The sequence below is a fragment of the Sulfurimonas sp. NWX79 genome, assembly GCF_039667035.1.
Lineage (GTDB): Bacteria > Campylobacterota > Campylobacteria > Campylobacterales > Sulfurimonadaceae > Sulfurimonas > Sulfurimonas indica.
Genome location: NZ_JALCZL010000064.1, coordinates 1 through 803 on the forward strand (window position 1 = coordinate 1; position 803 = coordinate 803).

1 tRNA gene and 1 rRNA gene are annotated in these 803 nt (G+C 37.5%); both read right to left on the reverse strand.

Annotated elements, in window-relative coordinates:
• Positions 1-346: 346 nt before the first annotated feature.
• A tRNA-Ile gene (locus MNY27_RS10920) sits at positions 347-423 on the reverse strand.
• A gap of 274 nt (positions 424-697) precedes the next feature.
• Positions 698-803 (reverse strand): 16S ribosomal RNA (locus MNY27_RS10925); the annotation flags it as partial.

Sequence of the window (803 nt, forward strand, 5' to 3'; positions counted from 1 at the left end):
ACATTTTTACTTACGTAAAAAGCGGTTCCCTTGTTTTGCTTCACTACCTTATTTAATGTACTGTTTTCACAATTCAAAAAATAAGATTGAATGAATCCATTTATTTGTAGTTATTTAGTTTTATAATTAAATCGCTTTAATTATAAAGTTGTTGACTTTAACAATTGTAATTTAATGAACATTTGGTCTTAAAACTAAAACCAAATATAAACTCTCACATTTGAAAGCTTATATTTGATTTTACATAAAACGTAATTTTATGTTTTTGAGATGAGTTGTGCTAAAAAAGAAGGCGAAGCTTGCTAAAGCAAGTGAGTCTTATTTTTTAGTGCAAATCGCTCAAAAATGGTGGGCCTACCAGGACTTGAACCTGGGACCTCACCCTTATCAGGGGTGCACTCTAACCAGCTGAGCTATAGGCCCTTTCTGGTGCTTTTAACTTTATTCTGCGTCAGAACCTTTACTTCAGTTGTCACGTAGTATAACTACGCTCCGCCTTCAGCAAAGAACCTTCCTTGACTAAAGCTAAAATCCCTCAGAAAGCAAAGCCCTCTCAAGGATACACCTTTGACATAATCAATGTTTAATGAACACAGATCACTGAAAACTAAGCAAGTAAGAAAACTGAAGAACAACATCTCTTTGTGAGATTCTTTTGTGTTGAGCCACTCAATCGAATGAGTGCTCTTTACTCTAGAAAGGAGGTGATCCAACCGCAGGTTCTCCTACGGTTACCTTGTTACGACTTCACCCCAGTCGCTAATTCCACCGTAAGCGGTAGCCCCCCGAAGGTTGGCTTCCCG